Annotated in this window: 14 protein-coding genes; all 14 read right to left on the bottom strand. The window is 68.6% G+C overall.

The genetic code is table 11. The features are described 5' to 3' along the window. On the bottom strand, positions 1-1,802 hold a 1,802-nt coding region (locus CEK68_RS10430; protein ID WP_152239313.1), incomplete at its 3' end, for a methyl-accepting chemotaxis protein. Positions 1,803-2,148: 346 nt separating this feature from the next. Next, positions 2,149-4,377, bottom strand: coding sequence for a methyl-accepting chemotaxis protein (locus tag CEK68_RS10425; protein WP_152239312.1), 2,229 nt, complete (start codon positions 4,375-4,377; stop codon positions 2,149-2,151). Positions 4,378-4,626: 249 nt separating this feature from the next. Further along, positions 4,627-6,996 (bottom strand): methyl-accepting chemotaxis protein, encoded by a 2,370-nt coding sequence (locus CEK68_RS10420; RefSeq protein ID WP_193314159.1) that lies wholly within the window; start codon positions 6,994-6,996, stop codon positions 4,627-4,629. A 13-nt stretch (positions 6,997-7,009) separates the two neighbouring features. Next, positions 7,010-7,780 (bottom strand): transporter, encoded by a 771-nt coding sequence (locus CEK68_RS10415; protein WP_017913687.1) that lies wholly within the window; start codon positions 7,778-7,780, stop codon positions 7,010-7,012. Positions 7,781-8,018: 238 nt separating this feature from the next. Beyond that, positions 8,019-10,667 carry a methyl-accepting chemotaxis protein gene (locus CEK68_RS10410; protein ID WP_152239311.1) on the bottom strand — a complete coding sequence of 883 codons (2,649 nt, stop codon included), beginning with the start codon at positions 10,665-10,667 and terminating at the stop codon, positions 8,019-8,021. Between the two features lie 383 nt (positions 10,668-11,050). Then, entirely contained in the window at positions 11,051-13,303 is a 2,253-nt protein-coding gene (locus CEK68_RS10405) for a methyl-accepting chemotaxis protein (RefSeq protein WP_152239310.1), read from the bottom strand. Between the two features lie 465 nt (positions 13,304-13,768). Further along, on the bottom strand, positions 13,769-16,030 hold the full coding sequence (locus CEK68_RS10400; protein WP_152239309.1) for a methyl-accepting chemotaxis protein: 2,262 nt from the start codon (positions 16,028-16,030) through the stop codon (positions 13,769-13,771). A gap of 743 nt (positions 16,031-16,773) precedes the next feature. Then, positions 16,774-19,014 carry a methyl-accepting chemotaxis protein gene (locus tag CEK68_RS10395; protein ID WP_152239308.1) on the bottom strand — a complete coding sequence of 747 codons (2,241 nt, stop codon included), beginning with the start codon at positions 19,012-19,014 and terminating at the stop codon, positions 16,774-16,776. A gap of 491 nt (positions 19,015-19,505) precedes the next feature. Continuing rightward, complete coding sequence (locus CEK68_RS10390) at positions 19,506-21,509, bottom strand: chemotaxis protein CheA (protein ID WP_148827701.1); 2,004 nt, start codon at positions 21,507-21,509, stop codon at positions 19,506-19,508. Between the two features lie 31 nt (positions 21,510-21,540). Next, the gene (locus CEK68_RS10385) at positions 21,541-21,906 is read right to left on the bottom strand and encodes a response regulator (RefSeq protein WP_010341778.1); all 366 of its coding nucleotides are present in this window, start codon (positions 21,904-21,906) and stop codon (positions 21,541-21,543) included. Continuing rightward, positions 21,903-22,211, bottom strand: a complete 309-nt coding sequence (locus CEK68_RS10380; RefSeq protein WP_010341777.1) for an STAS domain-containing protein — start codon at positions 22,209-22,211, stop codon at positions 21,903-21,905. The genes CEK68_RS10385 and CEK68_RS10380 overlap by 4 nt, the downstream gene beginning before the upstream one ends. A gap of 109 nt (positions 22,212-22,320) precedes the next feature. After that, entirely contained in the window at positions 22,321-23,571 is a 1,251-nt protein-coding gene (locus CEK68_RS10375) for a chemotaxis protein CheW (protein WP_226977836.1), read from the bottom strand. 224 nt (positions 23,572-23,795) lie between these two features. Further along, entirely contained in the window at positions 23,796-24,578 is a 783-nt protein-coding gene (locus CEK68_RS10370; RefSeq protein WP_017910758.1) for a ParA family protein, read from the bottom strand. Beyond that, positions 24,578-25,525, bottom strand: a complete 948-nt coding sequence (gene motD / locus CEK68_RS10365; protein WP_150411407.1) for a flagellar motor protein MotD — start codon at positions 25,523-25,525, stop codon at positions 24,578-24,580. Before motD ends, CEK68_RS10370 begins: the two co-directional genes overlap by 1 nt. Between the last annotated feature and the right edge of the window lie 5 nt (positions 25,526-25,530).

Genomic DNA, 25,530 nt, shown 5'->3' with positions numbered 1-25,530 from the left:
TCGTCGATCGGCGTCTTGATCTCCTTGGCGGCGTTGGCCGAACGCTGGGCGAGGGTGCGCACTTCGCTGGCGACCACCGCGAAACCGCGGCCCTGTTCGCCGGCACGGGCCGCTTCCACCGCCGCGTTGAGCGCCAGGATGTTGGTCTGGAAGGCGATCCCGTCGATCACCGAGATGATGTCGGCGATCCTCTTCGACGAGGCCTCGATGCCGCTCATGGTCTCGACGACCTGGCCGACCACCGCGCCGCCCTGCGAGGCGACCGAGGCGGCGCCCACTGCCAACTGGTTGGCCTGGCGCGCGTGCTCGGCATTCTGCTTCACCGTGGAGGTCAGCTCCTCCATCGACGCGGCGGTCTCTTCCAGGCTCGCCGCCTGCTGCTCGGTGCGGCGCGACAGGTCGTCGTTGCCGGCGGCGATTTCGGTGGCAGCGGCATTGATGCTGACCGCCGCGGTCTGGATGCGGCCGACGATGCCGGTCAACTGGTCGGCGGTGGCGTTGGCGTCGTCGCGCATGGTGGCGAACACGCCGTGGAACTCGCCTTCCATGCGCGCGGTGAGGTCGCCGGCGGCGATGGACTGCAGCAACGCCGACAGCTTGCCCAGGTTGTTGTCGCTGACCTCCATCATCGCGTTGAGGTCCTGCACCATCAGCCGGAAGTCGTGTTGGAAGTGCGCGGCATCGCCGCGGGCGCTGAAGTCGCCGGCGGCGGCGGCCGCCGCCAGGCGCTTGATCTCGGTATTGATCGCCAGCAGGCTGGCCTTGGCCGCATCCATCGACTCGTGCAGCACCGCACGACTGCCGGGCAGGCGCCGGGCGTCGCGGCGCAGGTCGCCGTTGGCGTATTCGTTGAGCACGCCGATGGCGTCGACGATGGCGTCCAGGTGCTCGAACATCATGGTGTTGATGCCCTTGCTCAGCTCGCCGTAGACGCCCGGGAAGTCCTGCGGCATGCGGTGCGACATGTCCTTGTCGGCATGCAGTTCGATCATCAGCGCGGTTTCGCTGGAGAAGCGCTGCAACTGGGTCTGCATCCGGCCCATCGCGACCAGCAGGCGGCCGGGTTCGTCGCGCGCGTCAGTGCTCACGTCGTTGTCCAGGCGGCCATCGGCGATGGCTTCGGCGGCGCGGGTGGCGCGGCCGAGCGGCCCGGTCAGGCTGCGGGTGATCGTCCAGCCCAGCAGGCCACTGACCAGCAGGACCGCAAGGCCGCCGGAGATGAGGATGATGCGGCCCCGCGCCATCGCTGCCGAGGAGATCGCATAGGCCTCCCGGCTCAAGCGCCGCTGCAGATCGGCATTGGCGCGGATCGCCGCCTGCTGCTTCTCCATCGCCAACGCGGCATCGCCCAGCAGCAATGCCTGCGCCTGGGCGTTCAGGTCCTTCTCGCCGAGCGCCAGCACCTGGTTGTTGAGTTGCACCGACTGCGCCCGCGTGCGCTCGATCGTGGCCATGGCCTGGCGTTCGGCCGGGGTCGCCGGCATCGCCGACAATGCATCGTGCGCGGCCTTGTAGCGCGCCCGGTTGCGCTGCACGATGTCGATCATCTTCTGGTTGGCCGCATCGCCATCGACGATGGTGATGGACAGCAGCCCGATCTGCACATTGGTGTTGGCGTCCAGCATCTCGTTGGAGAGGCGGACCTTTTCCATGTTGCCGTTGACGATGCTGTCCAGTTCGCGATGCGCCCTGGCCATGGTCAGCAGCCCCATGGCGACCAGTACACCGGACAACAGGATGAGGATGCCGAACGCCATGCCCAGGCGCCGACCGACGTTGTAGCGTTGCAGAAGTGCGTTCATAGCCGACCTTTGGGGGGCAGAAGGAGTCGGGTCGCACGCGCTGGCAGGCCAGCGTTGCGGCGCCTCGTGGCGATGCGCTGCCACCCCATGGATATCGACATGGCGGCCAGGAATTGAGCGGTGTGCGGATCCTTGTTGGCGGGCGGTTAGGAAGCTGTCTGCCTTCCGACGCGTGTTGGTCGGCGAAGGCAAAATCCGACGTGGTTCCGACATGCGCCGGCGTGTAATGCACCGAGCTATGGTTCGCGTATTGCAGGAATGCGCAGCTGCGTAAGGGCTGCGCTGCGAACGCCGGGCGTTACCGCCGGGACCGGTCGCCATGCCGGCGGCATGGCGACCGTACGACTCAGAACTCCTGCCAGTCGCCGCCGGCCGCGACCGCGGTGCGCTTGGCGGGCTGCCGCTGCGGACGCGCCGTCACCTTGGCCGCACGCGGCGCGTTGCCCGTGGCAGGCGGCGCCGTTGCCGCACGCACGCCGGCGTTGTCGATCTTGAACAACGCCACGGTGTCGCTGAGCTGGCCGGCTTGTTCCTCCATCGAGCGTGCGGCGGCGGTGGCTTCTTCCACCAATGCGGCGTTCTGCTGAGTGGCCTCGTCCATCTGGGTGACGGTCTGGTTGACCTGCTCGATCCCCGACGCCTGCTCCTGCGAGGCCGCCGAGATCTCGCCCATGATGTCGGTGACGCGTTGCACCGAGGCCACGATCTCGCTCATGGTGCGGCCGGCCTGATCGACCAGCGCCGAGCCCTCGGCCACGCGCGCGACCGAGTCGTCGATCAGCGACTTGATCTCCTTGGCGGCGCCGGCCGAGCGTTGTGCCAGGGTGCGCACTTCGCTGGCGACCACGGCGAAGCCGCGGCCCTGGTCGCCGGCGCGGGCGGCTTCCACCGCGGCATTGAGTGCCAGGATGTTGGTCTGGAAGGCGATGCCGTCGATGACGCTGATGATGTCGGCGATCTTCTTCGACGAGGCCTCGATCCCGCTCATGGTCTGAACAACCTGGCCGACCACGTTGCCGCCCTGTGAGGCCACAGAGGCCGCGCCCACCGCCAACTGGTTGGCCTGACGCGCGTGCTCGGCGTTCTGCTTGACCGTGGAGGTCAGTTCCTCCATCGACGCGGCGGTTTCTTCCAGGCTCGCCGCCTGCTGCTCGGTGCGGCGCGACAGGTCGTCGTTGCCGGCGGCGATCTCGGTCGAGGCCGCGTTGATGCTGACCGCCGCGGTCTGGATGCGACCGACGATGCCGGTCAGCTGTTCGACGGTGGCGTTGGCGTCGTCGCGCATCCGCGCAAACACGCCGTGGAACTCTCCATCCATGCGCGCGGTGAGATCCCCGGCGGCGATGGATTGCAGCAGGGCCGACAGCTTGCCCAGGTTGTGGTCGCTGACCTCCATCATCGCGTTGAGGTCCTGCACCATCAGCCGGAAATCGTGCTGGAAGTGCGCCGCATCGCCGCGGGCGCTGAAGTCGCCGGCGGCGGCGGCCGCGGCCAGGCGCTTGATCTCGGTATTGATCGCCAGCAGGCTGGCCTTGGCCGCGTCCATCGATTCGTGCAGCACCGCGCGGCTGCCGGGCAGGCGGCGGGCGTCGCGGCGCAGGTCGCCGTTGGCGTATTCGTTGAGCACGCCGATGGCATCGACGATGGCGTCCAGATGCTCGAACATCATGGTGTTGATGCCCTTGCTCAACTCGCCGTACACGCCCGGGAAATCCAGCGGCATGCGGTGGCTGATGTCCTTGTCGGCATGCAGTTCGATCATCAACGCCGTTTCGCCGGAGAAGCGCTGCAACTGCCGCTGCATCGCGTCCATCGCCAGCAGCAGGCGTCCCGGCTCGTCGCGGGCGTTGGTCGTGACGTCGTTGTCCAGGCGGCCGCTGGCGATGGCCTCGGCGGCACGCGTGGCGCGGTTCAGCGGCATGGTCAGGCTGCGGGTGATCGCCCAGGCCAGGAAGACGCTGACGACCAGGACGGCCACTCCACCTGCGATGAGCATGTTGCGGCCGCGCGCCATGGCGCGCGTTGCCGTGGCGTAGGCGTCGTGCGTCTGCTGTTCCTGCAAGGCGACGTTCTGGCGGATTTTCGCTTGCCACGCCAGCGTGGCCGGGCGCGAACGCTCGCTCAGCAGTGTCTGCGCCTCGGCGTTGCGCCCGGCGTTCGCCAGGTCGATCACCTGATTGTTGAGGGTGCGCGCGATATCGCGCGCCGCATCGATGTCGGCGCGCAATTTGACCACGCTTGCACTGGTTGCGGGAAACTTTTCCAGTTCGTTGCGCAGGTCGCTATAGCGTTGACGCTTATCCTTGATCTCGGCGAGCGCCTCTTTGTTGAGATCCTCGCTGGTCACCATGGACAGCGTGCCGAGTGCGACCAGGATGCTTGAGTTGGCATCGAGCATGCCGTTGCTGATCCGCATCTTCTCGACACTGACCTTGACGATGTTGTCCAGTTCATGGCGCGCGCCTGCCATGGATAAAAGGCCGGCCGCGACCAGCAGGCAGGACAGCAGGATCAGCAGGCCGAAGGCAGCGCCGAGGCGGCGTCCCACGTTGTAGCGTTGCAGAAAGGAATTCATGTCGACCTCTTCGTTGACGGTGTCCCTGGCACGTCCAGGTCCTTGTCCCTACAGGCTCCGGCGGCATGTGCGTGGCCGGAGGGGCGAGCGTGGCGGTCAGAAAAGTGAAGAAAGAAACCCAATATCTTGCTGTACACCATGTTTTGCCGTCGCTCGAAGGTGATATCGGCGTAACGGCGTAGTTCTGGATGCGTCGTTGGTCGTAAGGCGATTCCCGACGCTGTCTGATTCATTTCCCTACACGCCTCCTCAAGCGGTGAGCGGCTGCCACTGGGTGCCGATCGCGTCGGCGATGGCCTGCGCGTTCGGTTGAGGCGCCTGCGTGGCATGCGACGTTGCAGCAGTGGCCGAATGGCCGGCCACCACCGCGGCGATGAAGGCCGGGGCAGGGGCGGCATGCACGGCGTGCTGTTCCACCCGGAACACCGCCACCGCGTCGCTCAGCTGCGCCGCCTGGTCCTCCATCGACCGCGCCGCGGCGGTGGCTTCCTCGACCAGGGCAGCGTTCTGCTGGGTGCTCTCGTCCATCTGCGTGACGGTGCGGTTGACCTGCTCGATGCCGGCGGACTGCTCCTGCGAGGCGGCGGAAATCTCGCCCATGATGTCGGTGACGCGGCCCACCGAGGCCACGATCTCCTGCATGGTCTGGCCGGCGCGCTGAACCAGTTCCGCGCCGGTGGCGACGCGGCCGACCGAGTCGTCGATCAGGCCCTTGATCTCCTTGGCGGCATTGGCCGAGCGTTGCGCCAGCACCCGCACCTCGCTGGCCACGACGGCGAAACCGCGGCCCTGTTCGCCGGCGCGTGCGGCTTCCACCGCAGCGTTGAGCGCCAGGATGTTGGTCTGGAAGGCGATGCCGTCGATCAACGAAATGATGTCGGCGATCTTCTTCGATGCGGTCTCGATGCCGCTCATGGTGTCCACCACCTGGCCGACCACCGCGCCGCCTTGCGAGGCGACCGCGGCGGCGCCGGCGGCGAGCTGGTTGGCCTGGCGCGCGTGCTCGGCGTTCTGCTTGACCGTGGCGGTCAGCTCTTCCATCGAGGCGGCGGTTTCCTCCAGGCTGGCGGCCTGCTGTTCGGTGCGCTGCGACAGGTCGCTGTTGCCCTGGGCGATTTCGGTGGCGGCGCTGTGGATGTCGCCGGCGGCACGCTGGATGCGGCCGACGATGTCGGCCAGGCGCTCGGCGGTGCCGTTGGCGTCGTCGCGCATGGTGGCGAAGATGCCGTGGAACTCGCCGTGCATGCGCGCGCCGAGATCGCCGTCGGCCAGCGCGCTGAGCAGCCGCGAGACCTCGGCGATGCTGATCGCGTTGGCGTCGAGCAGGCCGTTGAGTTGCTGCGCCAGCATCAGGAAGAAGCCCTGCTTGCCGGTGCGGTCGATGCGCTGCGACAGGTCGCCGGCGGCGGCGCTGCGCACCACCGCGGCCACTTCCGCTTCGACACGGGTCTCGGCGGTGCGGTCGCGCCATTCGCAGACGAAGCCCAGGTGCGCGCCTTCGGCATTGCGGATGGCGGAAATCTCCTGGGCGATGCAGACCTCGCGGTAGCGCACCTCGCGCTGCGCCGCGCCTTGCCGATCCAGCCGCTGGTAGATCTCCGCGTCCTGCGAATTGCCGACTTCCAGCAGCGCCACCGATTGGCCCAGCAGCGGCGCAGAGCGGTCGAACGCCGGCGCGCAGGCGCGGATGTCCTCGGCGTGGGTCTGCAGCAGGGTCTGCAGCGCGGTGTTGGCGTAGATGATGGTCAGGTCGGGATCGGCGATGTACATGCCGGTGGAGGCGTTGTCCAACGCGGTGCGGATGCGCAGGTTTTCCGCGGCGACGCTGCGTTCGCGTTCGATGCGCTCGCGCAGTTCGCGCTGCATCCGCGCCAGCGCCGCCATCAGGCTGCGCCCGTGCCTGGCCGCGACCGGGATGGGCTGGTCCAGGCGGCCCTCGGCGATGTGCTGGGCCGCGTCCATCGCCACCCGCGGCTCGCCGCCGAGCAATTGCGCGATCGAGCGCAGGATCCAGGCTGCGGCGGCGGCCAGGCACAGCACGGCCACCAGCACCGCGCCGGCCTGCTGCCAGGTGGCGCGCTGGCTCTGCTGTTCGGCGGCTTTGCGGCTCTGCTCGTTCAGCGCCAGGATGCTGTCGCTGATCGTGTCCATCTCGGCTTCCAGCCGCGTGAACTGCGCGGTGAAGTCGGCATAGGCGGCACTGCTGTCGCCCTGCGACTCGGCCAGCGTCACCACCTTGTCGGCGGCGGCGATGTAGCGCTGCAGCGCCGGTCCCGCCGCATCCAGTTGCGCGCGCAGGGTGCCGTCCAGCGGCAGCTTCTGGTTGTCGTCCAGCGCCTTGCGGAACTCGCCGGCGTGTTCGCCCAGCGCCGCGCGCGCCGCCTTGACCCCGTCCGCATCCTGGTGCGCCGCCGCCAGCAGCGCAGCGGTGACGTCGCCACGCAGTGCGTCATGCATCATGTCGGCCTGCATGTGGTTGCGCAGCGCGTCCGAGGATACGACCTGCGCGGCGACCGAGCGCAGCAGCCCCTGCTGCGCGCCGTAGCCGACCCCGCCCAGCGCGAGCAGGGCGAGCACCGCCACCAGCACCAGGATCCCGAGCATATGCATGATTTTCATCGGTGTGGCCCGATCAGAAACGGAAGGACAGGCCCGCGCCGAGCGCGTGGTCCGGCGAACGGTCGTTGAGGCCGCGGCTGTACACCACGTCCAACTGCACGTCCTGGGTGAGCAGCCAGGCCGAGCCGATGTCGAGCAGGGCGATGGTGCCGCCGTCGTCGGCATGCGCGATCTGCGGCAGGGCCAGCTCCACGAACGAGCGGGTGCGGTCGTTCCAGGCCTTGCCCAGCACCACGCCGAAGATGCCGGCGGTGTAGCGATGCCCGCCGTCGCCTTCGTCGCGGATCACGCCCGGCATCATGCCCAGGGACACGCTGTCGCTGAGTTCCCATTCGGCCACCAGGCGGAACGAGGGGCGTGCGCCGCTGCCGCGTACGTTGCGCGCGCCGCTGGGCAGGTCCACGTGCAGCAGCCAGGCCAGCGAGGCGCCGCCGATCTCGCTGGCCAGGTGGTGCTTGAGGCCCAGCGAGATGTCGGAGAAGCCGGAGACGTCGCCGCCGACGGGGACGTCGATGGTCTGCCAGCCGTCGGTCTCCAGGCGCAGTTCCCAGGTCGGGCCGATGCCGTAGCGGAACAGGGTGGGCGTGGCATAGCCGTCGACATCGCCGTCGCGTTCCCAGGCCACGCTGGTTTCCACCTGCAGGCGGCGGTCGCCGACGGTGAGGCTGGATTCGACGAAGTCCGGGCGATCGGTGGCGATCGGCTCGGCCTCGGCATGGACATGGCCTGCGAGGCTGGCGAGGCCGCACAAGGTCAGACAGGTGGCGATAACGCGTCGCTTCATGGCGGCTCCCGTGGCGGTTCGGTCGGAACCGTGGATCCGGGCGCAGTGCGGCCGGCGCCGGGGCGCGCGTCGCGGCGCCCATGGCATGGCAGTTCCGCTTTCTATATCGACCCTGAATACACTTTCTTTACGAGCGTGACGCGCTAAGCGCTCTGTGGGACGTCGTCACCCGCTGCCCCGCAGCCGCACCGCGAGACGCACAGCGCGCCTCGCGGTGGCAGCGGGGCGCTGCAGCGGCTCAGAACTCCTGCCACTGCCCGTCGTCGGTCGACGCGGTCGCGCGCGGGACCGCCCGCAGCGGGGCCGCTGCCGGTCGCCGCGGCGTTGCTGCCGGGGCGGCCGGAGCAGGCGGAGCAGGGCGGCGCACAGGCGCCGGCGCGGCGCTCGCCACCGCGGCGCTGGTGTCCAGCTTGAACAGGGCCACGGCCTGGTTGAGCTGGCCGGCCTGGTCTTCCATCGAACGCGCCGCGGCGGTGGCTTCCTCGACCAGCGCGGCGTTCTGCTGGGTGGCCTCGTCCATCTGGGTGATGGTCTGGTTGACCTGCTCGATGCCGGCGGACTGCTCCTGCGAGGCGGCCGAGATCTCGCCCATGATGTCGGTGACGCGCTGCACCGAGGCGACGATCTCCTGCATGGTGGTGCCGGCCTGTTCGACCAGGGCGGAACCTTGTGCGACACGGCCGACCGAGTCGTCGATCAGGCCCTTGATCTCCTTGGCGGCATTGGCAGAGCGCTGGGCGAGGGTTCGCACTTCGCTGGCGACCACGGCGAAGCCGCGGCCCTGTTCGCCGGCACGCGCCGCTTCCACGGCCGCGTTCAAGGCGAGGATGTTGGTCTGGAAGGCGATGCCGTCGATCACGCTGATGATGTCGGCGATCTTCTTCGACGAGGCCTCGATCCCACTCATGGTCTCGACCACCTGGCCGACCACCGCGCCGCCCTGCGAGGCGACCGTGGCTGCACCGGTGGCGAGCTGGTTGGCCTGGCGGGCGTGCTCGGCGTTCTGCTTGACCGTGGAGGTCAGCTCTTCCATCGACGCAGCGGTCTCTTCCAGGCTGGCCGCCTGCTGTTCGGTGCGGCGCGACAGATCGTCGTTGCCGGCGGCGATCTCGGCCGCGGCGCCGTTGATGCTGACCGCGGCGGTCTGGATGCGCGCGACGATGGCGGCCAGCTGTTCGGTGGTGGCATTGGCGTCGTCGCGCATGGTGGCGAACACGCCCTGGAACTGGCCGTGCATGCGCGCGGTCAGATCGCCGGCGGCGATCGCTTTCAACAGCGTGGACAGCGCCTGCAGGTTGCCATCGGCGGTGGCCATCAACTGATTGAGGCTCTCGACCATCAGGCGGAAGTCGTACTGGAAGCGCTCGGCGTCGCCACGCACGCTGAAGTCGCCGGCGGCGGCGGCGCCGGCCAGGTGCTTGATCTCGGTGTTCATCGCGGTGAGGTTGCGCTTGACCGTGTCCATGGTTTCGGTCAGCACCGCCTTTTCGCCGGGCAGCCGATCCATGTCCTCGGACAGGTCGCCGATGGCGTAGCGGCCCATGATCTGCGCCAGGCGCATCTTGACCGCGATATGCGAGGCGGCCAGGGCGTTGCTGTCGTGGACCATGCGCCCGTAGTCGCCGGGGAAGGCCGCTTCGTCCATGCGGTAGCTGATCTCGCCGGCGTCGTGGCGCTGGGCCATCTCCTTCTGCGCGTCGAGTACCGCGCGCAGCTGCTGCTGCATGCGTTGCAGCGATCCCAGCAGCTGCCCCAATTCGTCGTTGCGCGGATACTGGATGCGGCTGTCCAGGCGGCCGGCGGCGACCGCGCTGGAGACTTCCACCGCACTGGCCAGCGGCTTGACCACCAGCCGCCGCAGCAGCAGGTAGAGTCCGCCGCTGAGCAGCAGCGCGGCGCACAGGCCGACCGCCACGATGGTCCACAGCAGGCTGCGCGCCTGCGCCATCAGCACCGCCTTCGGCACCGCCACGCCCAGCGCGAAGCGCTCCTGGGCCTGGCCGATCTGCAGCGGCACATACACTTCCACGTCGGTGGCGCCGGTCTGCGGATCGACGGTGTTGCGGCCGACGGTCTTGCCCTGGGCGATCTCGGCCAGCAAGGCGCGGGTGGCCGGATCCTGCAGCTTCTTGCCGACCAGTGCCGGATCGCGGTCGGCGACGATGGCGCCGCCCGGCGAGAGCAGGCGCACGCGGCCGGCACCGAGCGGGCGCAGCTTGGCGACGCGCTGCTGCAGCGTGGCCAGGCCGAAATCGGTGGTGACCACGCCCAGGAACTTGCCGTCTTCCAGGATCGGCGTGCTGACCGTGGTCATCAGCACCTTCTTGCCGGCGATCTCGTAATCGTAGGGTTCGGCGACGGTCGGCCGCAGCAGCTTGCGCGGATTCAGATACCAGTCGCCGGCGCCGGCCACGTCGTAGTCGCGCAGCGGATCGCGCACCAGTTTCCCGTTCTGCCAGGACCAGTACACCATGTAGCGGCCGCTGGCGTCATGGCCCGCGCTGTTGACGTAGTCCGCGTCCTTGCCGTCCAGCGCCTGCGGTTCCCATAGCGTGCCCATGCCGGTCCAGTCCGGATGCTGCTGCAGTTCGCGGCGCAGGCTGTCGCTGAACAGCTCGCGCGCCTTGTCGTGGCCGCGCTGGGCGAGCAGGGCATTGGCCAGCGCCTGGTTGGAGACCGCGGAGGCGCCGATGGTGTTGCCGATGCGCTCCGATTCCAGGCGCGCGGTGTCGGTCATGCCGACCTTGGCGGAGGCGAGCAGGGCGGAACTGCTGCGGGCGTAGATGATGGCGGCGGTAATGCCGAAGCACAGCAGGGCGGTCGCGGCCACGCCGAGCATCAGGCGGGTGGCGACACTGCTCGGGCGTGTGGAGGACGTCGTGGACATCGCGGTCGTCTCGATGGCGAGGAGGGAAAGATCGCGCTGTCGTGGACCGGAGTCTGTTGCCTGCGGGCACAGCAGGCCGGAGCGGAGACGTGCGCGACCTTACGGTTATCGGCACGGCGTCCCAGAAATGTAGGGCGTGTTTGTGGTGCGCCGCCACACGCGCCGCGGCACCGGCCCTGCGGCCGGAACTGGATGCTCTGTCGGTCGCGGTGGACGGCACTGCATCGCGATCGGTCCCCGATCACGGCATGTCGAGCGTCGGGCGCGGCGCCGAGCCGCACGACCAAGGCGGCTCGGCGGCCGACAGGACGATGACAACGAAAAAGCCCCGGGAGCGATCGCTCCCGGGGCCGTCGACGCGGACCGGCGGCGACGGCGCGTACTCAGAACTCCTGCCAGGTGTCGTCGCCCGCCGCGACCGCGACCGGCCGCGCCGATTGCCGGACCTGGCGGGCGGGGGGCTTGGCCACCGGCTTGGCCGCCGACCGTGCGGCCGGGCGGCTCGGTGCGCTGGGGACGCTGGCGACAGCCGGGTGGCCGAGCGGGGCGCTGCTCGCCTCGATCTTGAACACCGCCACGGCCTGGCTCAGCTGGCCGGCCTGCTCTTCCATCGAGCGCGCGGCGGCGGTGGCTTCTTCGACCAGCGCGGCGTTCTGCTGGGTGGTCTCGTCCATCTGGGTGACGGTCTGGTTGACCTGCTCGATGCCGGCCGACTGTTCCTGCGAGGCGGCGGCGATCTCGCCCATGATGTCGGTCACGCGCTGCACCGAGGTCACAATCTCCTGCATGGTCTTGCCGGCCTGATCGACCAGCGCCGACCCCTGTGCGACACGGCCGACCGAGTCGTCGATCAGACCCTTGATCTCCTTGGCGGCGTTGGCCGAGCGCTGGGCCAGGGTGCGTACCTCGCTGGCGACCACCGCGAAGCCGCGGCCCTGCTCGCCGGCACGCGCCGCTTCCACGGCAGCGTTGAGTGCCAGGATGTTGGTCTGGAAGGCGATGCCGTCGATGACGCTGATGATGTCGGCGATCTTCTTCGACGAGGCCTCGATCCCGCTCATGGTCTCCACCACCTGGCCGACCACCGTGCCGCCCTGCGAGGCGACCGTGGCGGCACCGGCGGCGAGCTGATTGGCCTGGCGGGCGTGCTCGGCGTTCTGCTTGACGGTGGAGGTCAGTTCCTCCATCGAGGCGGCGGTCTCTTCCAGGCTGGCCGCCTGCTGCTCGGTGCGGCGCGAGAGGTCGTCGTTGCCGGCGGCGATCTCGCTGGCGGCGCCGTTGATGCTGACCGCCGCGGTCTGGATCCGCGCGACGATCGTCGCGAGCTGTTCGGCGGTGGTGTTGGCGTCGTCGCGCATGGTGGCGAACACGCCCTGGAACTGCCCGTGCATGCGCGCGGTCAGGTCGCCGGCGGCGATGGCTTTCAAGAGAGTGGACAGCGCCTGCAGGTTGCCGTCGGCGGTGGCCATCAACTGGTTGAGGCTCTCGACCATCAGGTGGAAGTCGTACTGGAAGCGCTCGGCATCGCCACGCACGCTGAAATCGCCGGCGGCGGCGGCGCCGGCAAGGTGCTTGATCTCGGTGTTCATCGCCGTCAGGTTGCGCTTGACCGTATCCATCGTTTCGGTCAGCACCGCCTTTTCGCCGGGCAGCCGGTCCATGTCCTCGGACAGGTCGCCGATGGCGTAGCGGCCCATGATCTGTGCCAGGCGCAGTTTGACCGCGATGTGCGCGGCGACCAGCGTATTGCTGTCGTGGACCATGCGGCCGTAGTCGCCGGGGAACACGGTTTCGTCCATGCGGAAGCTGATCTGGCCGGCGTCGTGGCGCTTGGCCATCTCCGCCTGCGCGGCGAGCACCGCCTGCAACTGGCTCTGCATCTTGTCCATGCTCAGCAGCAGCACGCCGGCCTCGTCCTTGCTGCGCAGGTCGATCGCATTGTCGAGCTTGCCGCGGGCGATGGCGTCGGCCACGCCGATCGCGGTGCCGAGGCGCTTGAGCAACTGGCGGCGGATCACGATTGCCATGCCGATCGCGGCCACGATCACCAGCAGGTTGCCCAGCAGCACCGCCCACTTGTTCTGCGCGCGCACGGCGATCAGGGTCTCGGTGCGCTTTGCCAGCAAGCTGCGCTCTTCATTATTGAAGTCGCGGAGCAGGCCGCGGATCTCCTGCATCGCCTTGCGGTCGCGGGCCTCGCCGAACGCCGCGGCGATCTTCGCCGGGTCGTTGGATTGGGCGCGCAGCGCGATGATCTGCTTCTCGATGCCGACCAGGTCATCGAACGCCGCGTGCACCTTCTCCAGCCGCGCCTGCTGGCGTGGATTGTCCGCGGTCAGGCGCTTGGCCTCGGCGAAGTTCTTTTCGAATTCGGCGACGCCCGTGGTGAACGGTTGCAGATGCTGCTGCTCGCCCGCCAGCAGATAGCCACGCGAGCCTGTCTCGACGTTGAGGGCATCGATTTCCATCATGTCGCCGGTGGCCATCACCTTGTAGGTATGGTCGTTCATGTCGGCGGCGCTGTTGAGCGAAGACAGGCTGCTCAGGCTGATCGAGCCGATGACCACCGTGATCAGCACGATGACGGCAAAGCTGAGCGCGAGCCTGGCGGAGAGACTGAGATTCTTGAGCGTCATCGTCGGAGTCCTGGTGGAAAGGTGAAGCGTTGGGGATGGCGTTGCCCCTTGCCTGAGTCGATGTCCGCGAAGGCGTTGGGCGGTGCCCTATCTGTTTTTGTTGCAAGTCGAAAAGCTCAGTTGATAGTTCTTGTCTTTTCAATAGGCATTGACGATTTAGACTTCCTTTACGATTTGGCTTGTCTTGCTTTGGTTGCTTTGTGGCAACTCTTGTTCAAATTTGTAGACAATTTGTGTGCGCTACCCCCGTATCGGCGTGCGCACTCTGTTCTTTAAGGCGGGATGGCGCGGATTTAGATGCGCTTCACGTTGGCTTCACTCCGGAAGGGATAGGCGTCGCGCTTTTTCCGGGCGCCACGCCCGTCGATTCGCCTCCGGCCGTGTGGAATGACTCAAAAAAAAGCCCGGGAGCTGGCGCTCCCGGGCTTCGTTACCCGTGTCAGTGGGATCCGGGGTGAAGCGCGATCAGAACTCCTGCCAGTCGCCGCCGCCCGCAACGGCGGCCATGGGCTTGGCCGCGGCAACGGCCACCGGCCGGCGTGCGGCCGCCTGCGGTGCAGGCGCCTTGGCCGGTCGCTTGACGCTGGCGAGCGCGGCCGGCGGTGCGGCGCGGCGCGGTGCCGTCGGCGCCTGCTGGTCGATCTTGAATAGGGCCACGGCCTGGCTGAGCTGGCCGGCCTGATCCTCCATCGAACGCGCGGCGGCGGTGGCTTCTTCCACCAGGGCGGCGTTCTGCTGGGTGGCTTCGTCCATCTGCATCACGGTCTGGTTGACCTGCTCGATGCCGGCCGACTGTTCCTGCGAGGCGGCGGAGATCTCACCCATGATGTCGGTGACACGCTGCACCGAGGCCACGATCTCCTGCATGGTCTTGCCGGCCTGGTCGACCAGCGCCGAGCCCTGGGCGACGCGGCCGACCGAGTCGTCGATCAGGTCCTTGATCTCCTTGGCCGCATTCGAGGAACGCTGGGCGAGGGTGCGCACCTCGCTGGCGACCACGGCGAAGCCGCGGCCCTGCTCGCCGGCACGCGCCGCTTCCACCGCCGCATTCAAGGCCAGGATATTGGTCTGGAAGGCGATGCCGTCGATGACGCTGATGATGTCGGCGATCTTGCGCGAGGAGGCCTCGATGCCGCTCATGGTCTCGACCACCTGGCCGACCACCGTGCCACCCTGCGAGGCGACCGACGCGGCGCCGCTCGCAAGCTGGTTGGCCTGGCGGGCGTGTTCGGCGTTCTGCTTGACCGTGGAGGTCAGCTCTTCCATCGACGCAGCGGTTTCCTCGAGGCTGGCGGCTTGCTGCTCGGTGCGGCGCGACAGATCGTCGTTGCCGGTGGCGATCTCGCTGGCGGCGGCGTTGATGCTGACCGCGGCAGTCTGGATGCGCGCGACGATGGCCGCCAGTTGTTCGGTGGTGGCGTTGGCATCGTCGCGCATGGTCGCGAACACGCCATGGAAGTCGCCTTGCATGCGCACGGTCAGGTCGCCGGCGGCGATCGACTGCAGTAGGGACGACAGCGCCTGCAGGTTGCCGTCGGCGGTGGCCATCAGCTGGTTGAGGCTCTCGACCATCAGGCGGAAGTCGTACTGGAAGCGTTCGGCGTCGCCACGCACGCTGAAGTCGCCCGCCGCGGCGGCGACGGCCAGGTGCTTGATCTCGCTGTTCATCGCGGTCAGGTTGCGCTTGACCGTGTCCATCGTCTCGGTGAGGTTGGCTTTCTCGCCGGGCAGGCGATCCATGTCCTCGGACAGGTCGCCGATGGCATAGCGGCCCATGATCTGCGCCAGGCGCTCGGTCACCGCGATGTGCGCGGCGGCCAGGGCGTTGCTGTCGCGGACCATGCGCCCGTAGTCGCCTGGGAACACGGTTTCGTCCATGCGGTAGCTGATCTGGCCGGCGTCGTGGCGCTGGGCCATATCGGCCTGCGCGGCCAGCACGGCCTGCAGCTGCTGCTGCATGCGACCCATGGCGTTCAACAGGCGGCCGGTTTCGTCGCGGGCCTCGGTGCGCACGGCATTGTGCATGTCGCCATTGGCGATGGCCTCGGCGGTGCGGGTGGCCAGGCCCAGCGGTGCGGTCAGGCTGCGGGTGATGGTCAGCGCCAGCAAGGCGCTGAGTACCAGGGCCAGCACGGTACCGCCGATCAGCAGCATGCGGCCACGGTGCATCGCGTCCAGCGCCGACTGATAGCCTTCGGCGGCCTGCGACTTCTGCCGGTCGGCGAACTCGCGGATCTTGCTCTGCCACGCCAGGGTTGCCGGCAGCGCTTCGCGATTGAGCATCTCCAGCGCCTGGGCATTCTCGCCCTTTTCGCCCAGCGCGACGATGGCGTCGTTGATCTGTTTCGCAGCGGCGCGTTTGGCGTCCATGTCGGCGCGGATGACGCGGCCGCCGGCGGTGCTGGACAGCTTGTCCATCTTGGCGCGAGCCTCGGCGTAGCGCTCGCGCTGCCGATTGAAGGTCTCCAGCGCCTCTTGCCGCATCGTCGCGTTGGTGGAGGTGGTATAGGTGCTCAGCGCAACCAGCACGGAGGAGTTGGCGTCGAGCATCTGGTTGCTGAATTCGATCTTCGCCATGCGGTCCAGCACGATCATGTCCAGGTGCTTGCGCGCCTCGGCCATGCCGGACAGCCCGATGATCACCAGGACCACCGAAAGAAGAATCAGCACGCCGAAGGCCGCCGACAGGCGGACACCGACGTTGTAGCGTTGCAGAAGGCGGGTCATTTCACATCTCCAAGGGGCGAAAAGGTTGCTCGGCGCGCAGGAATGCGACGTCGGCGGTGGACGCGGGCAGACGCGGACGGCCTGCGCTGGGGGCGGCGCCAGTCACATGGCGTGATGACGGGCGACGCGACAGGCGGGTCGTGCGAAAGCGCCGCACTCGCGACGGTGACCATGGCGTTGGCATGCCCCAGTTCCGCCGGCCATCGCCGACGGCGTCGGTCGATCGCTCGGTGGATGCGTCTTCGGTGTCGCAAGACCGCATGCATGGTGGCCCCCCGTGTACGAATGAAGGAACGACGCGTGTTGTGGCGCGCCGGAGATCCCGGGTGTAGGCAAGCTGACGAAACGGACCAAGGAACGGCAAGTCGAAGCTGCGCGCGTGCCGAAGGCAGGCGCGAAAAGGAACAGTCGTCAGGGCTGCGGTTTCCCCGTTCGGTTTTGCGACTTCAGCGATCGGCGCATGCACCGAGCGATCCCTCTGAAGCGCCGAAGGACCTCCCCAGGCCCTGTCGGCACGCACCGGTGTAGACAAAAAGCGTGCGCTCGATTTGGTATCGACAGGCGCAGGAGATTCTTGAGCGCCTCAGTGCGGTCGTGCCGGCAGTGGTTGCCGTACGCCGCGTCGATGGAGACGATGCGGGCGCCAGCCAGCCAGCCTGGCTGCCCCGCACCGACATCGCGGCATCGCCTATCGAGCGGCCGTGCAGTGCACGGCCGCGCATCGACGCGACTGGGGCGAGGACTCAGAACTCCTGCCAGTCGCTGCTGGCCACCTGGGCAAGCGCAACGGACTGCGGCGCCGGCCGCGGCTTGCGTGGCGGCGCAGACGGCACGCTGCGTGGGGCGGGGCGGGCCGTCGACGCGACCGCGATCGATGCGATCGCCGGCAGGGTATCCAACTTGAACACGGCCACCGCGTCCTGCAACTGCGTGGCCTGTTCCTCCATCGAGCGCGCGGCGGCGGTGGCCTCTTCCACCAGGGCGGCATTCTGCTGGGTGGTCTCGTCCATCTGGGTGACGGTCTGGTTGACCTGCTCGATCCCAGACGCCTGCTCCTGCGAGGCCGCCGAGATCTCGCCCATGATGTCGGTGACGCGCTGTACCGAGGCCACGATCTCGGCCATGGTCTCGCCGGCCTGGCGTACCAGGGTCGAGCCATTGGCCACCTGGTCCACCGAGTCGTCGATCAGGCTCTTGATCTCCTTGGCCGCATTCGAGGAACGCTGGGCCAGGGTCCGCACCTCGCTGGCGACCACCGCGAAGCCGCGACCTTGTTCGCCGGCACGCGCCGCTTCCACCGCCGCGTTCAAGGCCAGGATATTGGTCTGGAAGGCGATGCCGTCGATCACGCCGATGATGTCGGCGATCTTCTTCGACGAGGCCTCGATGCCGCTCATGGTTTCGACCACCTGGCCGACCACGCTGCCGCCTTGCGAGGCCACCGAGGCGGCGCCCGCTGCCAACTGGTTGGCCTGGCGCGCGTGCTCGGCATTCTGCTTGACGGTGGAGGTCAGCTCCTCCATCGACGCAGCGGTTTCTTCCAGGCTGGCGGCCTGCTGCTCGGTGCGGCGCGACAGGTCGTCGTTGCCGGCGGCGATCTCGGTCGAGGCCGCGTTGATGCTGACCGCCGCGGTCTGGATGCGACCGACGATGCCGGTCAGTTGTTCGACGGTGGCGTTGGCGTCGTCGCGCATGGTAGCGAACACGCCGTGGAACTCGCCTTCCATGCGCGCGGTGAGGTCGCCGGCGGCGATGGACTGCAGCAAGGCCGACAGCTTGCCCAGGTTGTGGTCGCTGACCTCCATCATCGCGTTGAGGTCCTGCACCATCAGCCGGAAATCGTGCTGGAAGTGCGCCGCATCGCCGCGGGCGCTGAAGTCGCCGGCGGCGGCGGCCGCGGCCAGACGCTTGATCTCGGTGTTGATCGCCAACAGGCTGGCCTTGGCCGCATCCATCGACTCGTGCAGGACGGCGCGGCTACCGGGCAGGCGCCGGGCGTCGCGGCGCAGGTCGCCGTTGGCGTATTCGTTGAGCACGCCGATGGCGTCGACGATGGCGTCCAGATGCTCGAACATCATGGTGTTGATGCCCTTGCTCAGCTCGCCGTACACGCCGGGGAAGTCCTGCGGCATGCGGTGGGTCACGTCCTTGTCGGCATGCAGTTCGATCATCAGCGCCGTTTCGCTGGAGAAGCGCTGCAACTGGGTCTGCATGCGGCCCATCGCGACCAGCAGGCGGCCGGGTTCGTCGCGCGCCTCGGTGGCCACGTGGTTGTCCAGGCGTCCATCGGCAATGGCTTCGGCGGCGCGGGTGGCCTGGTTCAGCGGTCCGGTCAGGCTGCGGGTGATGGTCCAGGCCAGCAGGCCACTGACGATCAGCACGGCCAGGCCGCCGCCGAGCAGCATGTTGCGGCCATCGGTCATCGCCTCGGTGGCCGTGGCATAGGCCTGCTTCATCTGCGCGTCCTGGATATCGGCGTTTTCCCGAATCTTGGCCTGCCAGGCGGCTGTGGCCGGTCGCGCCTTTTCGTTCAATAGGGCTTGCGCTTCGTCGTTGCGATTGGCCGCGCCGAGCGCAATCACCTGATCGTTGATCTTGCCTGCGACCGTCCGTTGCGCATCGATCTCCGCGCGCAGCGTGCGGATGCGCTCGCTGGTTGAAGGGAACGCATCGAGTTGCCTGCGCATCTCCATATAGTGCGCGCGATGCTGCTTGATTTCCGCCAGTGCTTCCCGGTTGAGCTGTTCGCTGCTCACCATTGCCAAGGTGCCGAGCGCGACCAGGATGTTGGCGTTGTCGTCGAGCATGCCGTTGCTGATGCGGATCTTCTCGACGTTGATCTTGACGATGCGGTCCAGCTCGTTCCGCGCCCGCGACATGGACAGCAGGCCGGCCGCGACCAGCAGGCAGGACAGCAGGATCAATAGGCCGAACGCGCCGCCGAGGCGGCGGCCCACGTTGTAGCGTTGCAAGAGCGACGTCATGTTGGAACCCCCTGAAAATGGACGAGTCACGGCGTGGTCGGTAGCAGGGAAAACCGGTCGTAATGCTGGTTTCATCTGTGATGAAGTGCGTAAAACAGGCGAGAGGCATGCGAAAACATGCGCTCAAGCCACGCAAACACGACACACGACCCGTTTTCCCCGTTGCTGCGGCACGGCTTCAGCGACCGGCAGCTCCTCCGATCGCTCCCCTGAAGCGCCGGTTCCACCTCCCCAGGTGGGACCGACACGCACATGTAGACAAAAACTGTGCGCTCAATTGGCTATCGGCACCCTTGGCGCTTTCTTGAGGGCCGCGTTGCGGTCTTTGCAGTTCGGATGTGGGGCCACGTGGAGGCATCTGCTTGCAGTGCGTGTCCTGTTTCTAGCGACTGCGTACGCAGACACGCCGATCTGCAGCGCGCACCGCAAACAAAAAGCCCCGGCATCGCTGCCGGGGCTCGTGTGTGGCGTTGCGCGGGAGGGCGGGGCGGTCAGGCCGCCTGCTGCACCCGCAGCGAGCGGACCAGGCCACCGATGTCCACGATCAGGGCGACGCGGCCGTCGCCGAGGATGGTGGCACCGGAGATGCCGCTGATGCGCCGGTAGTTGTTCTCGATGTTCTTGACCACCACCTGCTGCTGGCCGATCAGTTCGTCCACTTCCAGCGCCAGCTTCTGCCCGTCGGCCTCGACCACCACCACCAGCGGTTCTTCGCTCTGCTCGATGCGGCCGAAGCCGTAGGAGTCGCTGAGCGAGAGGATCGGCAGGTATTCGCCACGGACCCGCAGCACGCGGCCTTCGCCGGCCATGGTGCGGATGTCGTCGGCCTTGGGCTGCAGCGCCTCGATGACGTAGGCCAGCGGCAGGATCAGGGTTTCGCCCGACACCGCCACGGTCATGCCGTCGAGGATCGCCAGGGTCAGCGGCAGGCGGATCAGCACGCGGGTGCCGCGGCCGGATTCGCTTTCCAGCTGCACTTCGCCGCCCAGGCCCTGGATGTTGCGGCGGACCACGTCCATGCCGACGCCACGGCCGGACAGGTCGGTGACCGCGTCGGCGGTGGAGAAGCCCGGGGCGAAGATCAGGTCCCAGACCTGCGCATCGCTCGGGTTGTCCGGCACGGCGATGCCGCGTTCGGCGGCCTTGGCCAGGATGCGGTTGCGGTTGAGGCCGGCGCCGTCGTCGCTGACTTCGATGACGATGTGGCCGCCCTGGTGCGAGGCCGCCAGGGTGATGGTGCCGGTCTCGTCCTTGCCGGCGGCGCGGCGCGCCTCCGGCAGTTCCAGGCCGTGGTCGATCGAGTTGCGCACCAGGTGCACCAGCGGATCGGCGATCTTCTCGATCAGGCCCTTGTCCAGCTCGGTGCCCTCGCCGATCGTGCGCAGGCGCACCTGCTTGCCGAGGCGGGTGGAGAGGTCGCGGACCAGGCGCGGGAAGCGGCGGAACACCGCGTCCACCGGCAGCATGCGCACGCCGATCACCGCTTCCTGCAGGTCGCGGGTGTTGCGTTCGAGCAGGTCCAGGCCGGCGAACAGGCGCTCGGCCACCGCCTGGTCCAGGCCGGTGGAGACCTGCTTGAGCATGGCCTGGGTGATGACCAGTTCGCCGACCAGGTTGATCAGCGCGTCGACCTTGTCGACGCTGACGCGGATCGAGCTTTCCGCTTCGTGCGCGGCGGCGGCGTTGCCGGCCGGCGCGTTGGCAGCCACGGCAGCGGCTGGCGCCGCGGTGGCGGCGGTCGGCGGCGCGGTCAGCACCGGCGCCGGCGCAGTGGCCAGGCTCGGCGGCGGCACCGGACGGATCTCCAGTTCGCAGTCGTCGATGACCCAGGCGAAGGTGTCTTCGATCGCGCTGCGCGGGATCTTGCCGACCAGGCCCAGGTCCCAGGCCAGGTAGGCCTCGAGCGGATCGAGTTCGGCGAAGCCGGGCAGGCGCGTGCTGCGGCAGGCGACCTGCAGCGGGCCGAGGTGTTCGAGTTCGCGGATGATGCGCAGCGGGTCGTTGCCGCTCATGAACAGCGACGGCGCCGGAGTGAAGCCGATCTGCCAGGCTTCCGGCTCGGCCGGCTGGTTCGCCGCCGGGGTGGCGACGGTGGGCGCGGCCGGGCCGCCGTTCAACGCGTGCTGCAGGCGCTCGTGCACGGCCTTGACCGCGGCCGGATCGGCCGGGACGCCGTGTTCGGCTTCGCGCAGCAGGGCGCGCAGCACGTCCACCGAGCCGAGGATGGCGTCGATCGCGTGCGCTTCGACTTCGCGCTTGCCGGCGCGCAGTTCGTCGAGCAGCGTCTCCAGCACGTGGGTGAGGCCGGCCATCGCCTCGAAACCGAAGGTGGCGGCGCCGCCCTTGATCGAGTGCGCGGCGCGGAACACCGAGTTGATGGTCTCGGGGTCGCGATTGCCTTCTTCCAGCGACAGCAATCCGGCTTCCATCGCATCCAGCCCTTCGCGGCTTTCCTCGAAGAAGGTGGCGTGGAAACGTTGCAGGTCCATGCTCATGGGGCGGGAATCCGGAAAAGGAGGGGAGGGATCAGCCCAGGACTTTCTGGACGGTGGCGATCAACTGTTCGGGATTGAACGGCTTGACCAGCCAGCCGGTCGCACCGGCCGCCTTGCCCTCGGACTTCTTCTCCGCCGCCGACTCGGTGGTCAGCATCAGCATCGGGGTGAACTTGTAGTCCGGCAGTTGCCGCAGTTCGCGGATCAGGGTGATGCCGTCCATGTTCGGCATGTTGACGTCGGTGACCACCGCGTTGAAGCGCTGGCCCTTGGCGCGGCCCAGCGCGACCGCGCCGTCTTCGGCTTCTTCGACGGCAAAGCCGGCCGAGGTGAGGGCGAAGGAGACCATCTGGCGCATCGACGCCGAATCGTCCACTACCAAGATACGTGCGCTCATGCCGCGTTCTCCACAGATTTCAGATTGTCAGGGGTTGCAGGAAGGCCCAGCGATTCGCTGACCCCTAGCAGGCGTGCCGCGTCGCGAAAGGTGGCGTTGCAGGCCTCGAATTCGGTGCGCTTGCCGTCCTTGCGACGGGCATCGACGAATGCGCACAGCACCTGTACGGATGCGGTATGGATGCGGCGGACTTCGCCGGCGTCCAGCCGCAGCACGTCGTCCGACGCAAGGAACGCGGTCAGGCGTTGTTTCAGGTCGGCGCTGGTCTCGATACCGAGATCTTCGCCAAGGGGGACTGTGCTCATCATTGCTCCGCACCAATGGTTCTATGGCAGATAACGGCCGTGGCCTGAAAAGCTTTAGCGGCGGTTGGAAAGTGCGGCACCGTTCCCAGTTGCCGCCCGCCGGCCCGGGTCAGTGCAGCAGTTGCTCGGCGTCGAGCAGGATCATCGGCTGCTGCGCCAGCCGCGCCACGCCGCGGAACAGATGGTTGGAAATGCGGCAGATGCGGGCGTTGTCCGGCGGCTCGATCTGCTGGTCGCTGAGGCTGGCCACGTCTTCCACCGCGGACACGCGCAGGCCCAGGGTCTCGCCATTCTCTTCCAGCACCACCACCCGGGTCTGCATGTCCATCTCGATCGGCGCCGCGCCCAGGTGCACGCCGAGGTCGAGCACCGGCACCACCTGGCCGCGCAGGTTCATGATGCCGAGCATGGCCGGCGGCGTGCCGCGCAGCGCCAGCAGCGGCACAGGCAGCACCACTTCCTGCACCTTCAGCAGTTCCAGCGCGTAGGCCTGCTCGCCGCAGCGCAGGCGCAGCCAGCGGGTGCGGCGCTCGGCCAGGCGTTCGGGGGCGATGGCCGAGCCATGCGGCACGGCCGGTGCCATGAAGGCCTGCAGGTTCGGCGGCAGCTTCGCGCCGGCGGCCTGGGCGCGGCTGGCTTCGGCGCGGCGTTCCGGCGGCACCGCCATCGGCGGACGCTTGACCGCGCGCGCGGCGGCGGCATCGTCTTCGGCGGCCAGATCGCGCGGCACGGCGGCACGCTGCCGCTCCATCGCCGCGACCGCGTCCAGGTCGGCCTGGCGCTCGGCCTGCTGGGCCGGGGTCAGCGCGGCGGGCGCGGGTGCTGCTTGCGACATGATGCCGGCCAGGGCTGGATCGGAATCGGCTTCGGCCAGCACCGCGGCAGCGATTTGCTCGGGCGTCGGGCCGGCCGGCGCAGGTGCGAGCGCCTGCTGCGACATGATGCCGGCAAGGGCCGGATCGGAATCGGCTTCGGCCAGGACCGCGGCGGCGATCTGTTCGGGCGTCGGACCAGCCGGCGCGGGCGCCAGCGCCTGCTGCGACATGATGCCGGCCAGGGCCGGATCGGAATCGGCTTCGGCCAGGACCGCGGCAGCGATTTCTTCGGGCGTCGGGCCGGCCGGCGCGGGCGCCAGCGCCTGCTGCGACATGATGCCGGCCAGGGCCGGATCGGAGTCGGCTTCGGCCAGGACCGCGGCGGCGATTTCTTCGGGCGTCGGACCGGCCGGCGCGGGCGCCAGCGCCTGCTGCGACATGATGCCGGCCAGGGCCGGATCGGAGTCGGCTTCGGCCAGGACCGCGGCGGCGATCTGTTCGGGCGTCGGACCGGCCGGTGCGGGCGCCAGCGCCTGCTGCGACATGATGCCGGCCAGGGCCGGATCGGAGTCGGCTTCGGCCAGGACCGCGGCGGCGATCTGCTCCGGGGTCGGTCCGGTTGCGGTCGGGGCGGGCGCCGTCGTCGCGGCGTCCGCTTGCACGTCGGCGACCGCGACCGGCGCGGGGCTCGGCGGCACGGCCTTCTGCTCCTCGGCGATCACGTCGTGGAGCAGGCCTTCCAGATAATCGTCGATGATCCCGGGGGTGCTCATGCGGCTTGCTCCATCGGCGTGGCGTCGCTGGCGATCAGCCATTCCAGCGCGCGGCGGTAGGCGGCCAGGCCGCGGCCCGGGTAGTCGCCCGGCACGCCGGCCACCGTCAGCGCCTTGACGTTGCAGATCTTGGTGTCGACCGGGATGGCGTCTTCCCACACCCGCTCGCCGTAGCTGTCCTGCATTTGCCGCAAGGTCTCGTTGCCGGCGCGGGTGCGCTTGTCGAACAGGGTCGGCAGGATCGAGGCGGGCAGCGGCCGGCGCCGCGAGCGCTCGACCATGTCCACGGTGCGGACCATGCTGGCCAGGCCGTGCAGGGCCAGCGGCTCGGCCTGGGTCGGGATGATCACGCGGTCGGCCGCCGCCAGCGCGTTGATCATCAGCAGGCCCAGGGTCGGCGGGCAGTCGAGCAGGATGTAGTCGTGCTGGCCGGCGTGGCGGGCCATGGCCTGCTGCAGCGCCAGGCCCAGGCCGGGCTGGTTGGCGCTGCGCCGTTCCAGCGTGGCCAGCGCGGTCTGCCCGCAGACGAAGCTCAGACGCTCGACCGCGGTGTCGCGGGCCAGCGCGGCGAGTTCGCCCGGCGGGGTCGCGAACAGGTCGAGCACGCCCGGCGGCTGCGGTTCCTGCGGCACGTCGAAGGCCCGGGTCAGCGAGGCGTGCGGATCGAGATCGAGCATCAGCACGCGGTGCCCGAGCATGGCCAGCCCACGGCCCAGGGCCAGCGTGGTGGTGGTCTTGCCCACGCCACCTTTCTGGTTGGCGATCGCCCAGATGCGCATCAGTTGACTCCTTCAATGGCAGGTACTGCGCGGGGGCCGCCGGCGTTGCCGGGGGCCGCCGCGGCGGGGGGTGTCGGGGTGGCCGGCACGGCGCCGGCGCTCAAACGATCGGAGGCCGACGGCGTCGCATCGCCGCTGTCGCCGGAGTCGGCCAGGATCACCAGCACCACGCGGCGGTTGGCGTTGCGGCCGGCCGGCGTGTCGTTGCTGGCGCGCGGGCGGAACTGGCCGTAGCCGATCATCGACAGCCGCGAGGGCTGCAGGCCCTGGTCGGCGAACAGGTGGACCACGCTGGCCGCGCGCGCCGCCGACAGTTCCCAGTTCGAGGGGAACTGCGCGGTGGCGATCGGGGTGTTGTCGGTGTAGCCCTCCACGCGCACCCCGTTGGGCACGCCGGACAGCACCTGCGCCAGTTCGGACAGGGTGGCGCGCGCGCTCTGGTCGAGCGCGGCCGAGCCGGAGCCGAACAGGATGTCGCTGTTGATCTCCACTTCGATCCACAGCCCGGCGCGGCGCACGGTGATCAGCTTCTTCTGGATCAGCGGCGCCAGCGCGGCGCCGAGGCGATCGGCGATGCTGTCGAGCTGGCGCTGCGCGCGTCGCAGCTGCTGCGCGTCGCGCAGGTCGTCGCCGCGCTGCGCGTTGCCCGAGGGCAGGCGGTTGGGATCTGGCAGGGTCAGCGCCGGGCTGGACTTGATCGGGGTCGGCCGCTCGCCGCCCTGGCCCTGCAGCGCGTGGTCGCCGACCTGCACCGGACGCAGGGTCGTCGGGGTGCCGCCGAACGCGGCGCTCATCGCGTCGGCCATGACCCGGTACTTGGCTTCGTTGATCGTGGACAGCGCGTACATCACCACGAAGAAGGCGAGCAGCAACGTCATCAGGTCGGCATAGGGGATGGCCCATGCCTCGTGGTTGGCGTGCTCGTCGTGGGAGTGCTTGCGGGCCATTCGGA

The sequence above is a fragment of the Xanthomonas sp. LMG 12461 genome, assembly GCF_009192935.1.
Classification (GTDB): domain Bacteria; phylum Pseudomonadota; class Gammaproteobacteria; order Xanthomonadales; family Xanthomonadaceae; genus Xanthomonas_A; species Xanthomonas_A sontii.
This window is presented reverse-complemented; position numbering and strand designations above follow the sequence as displayed.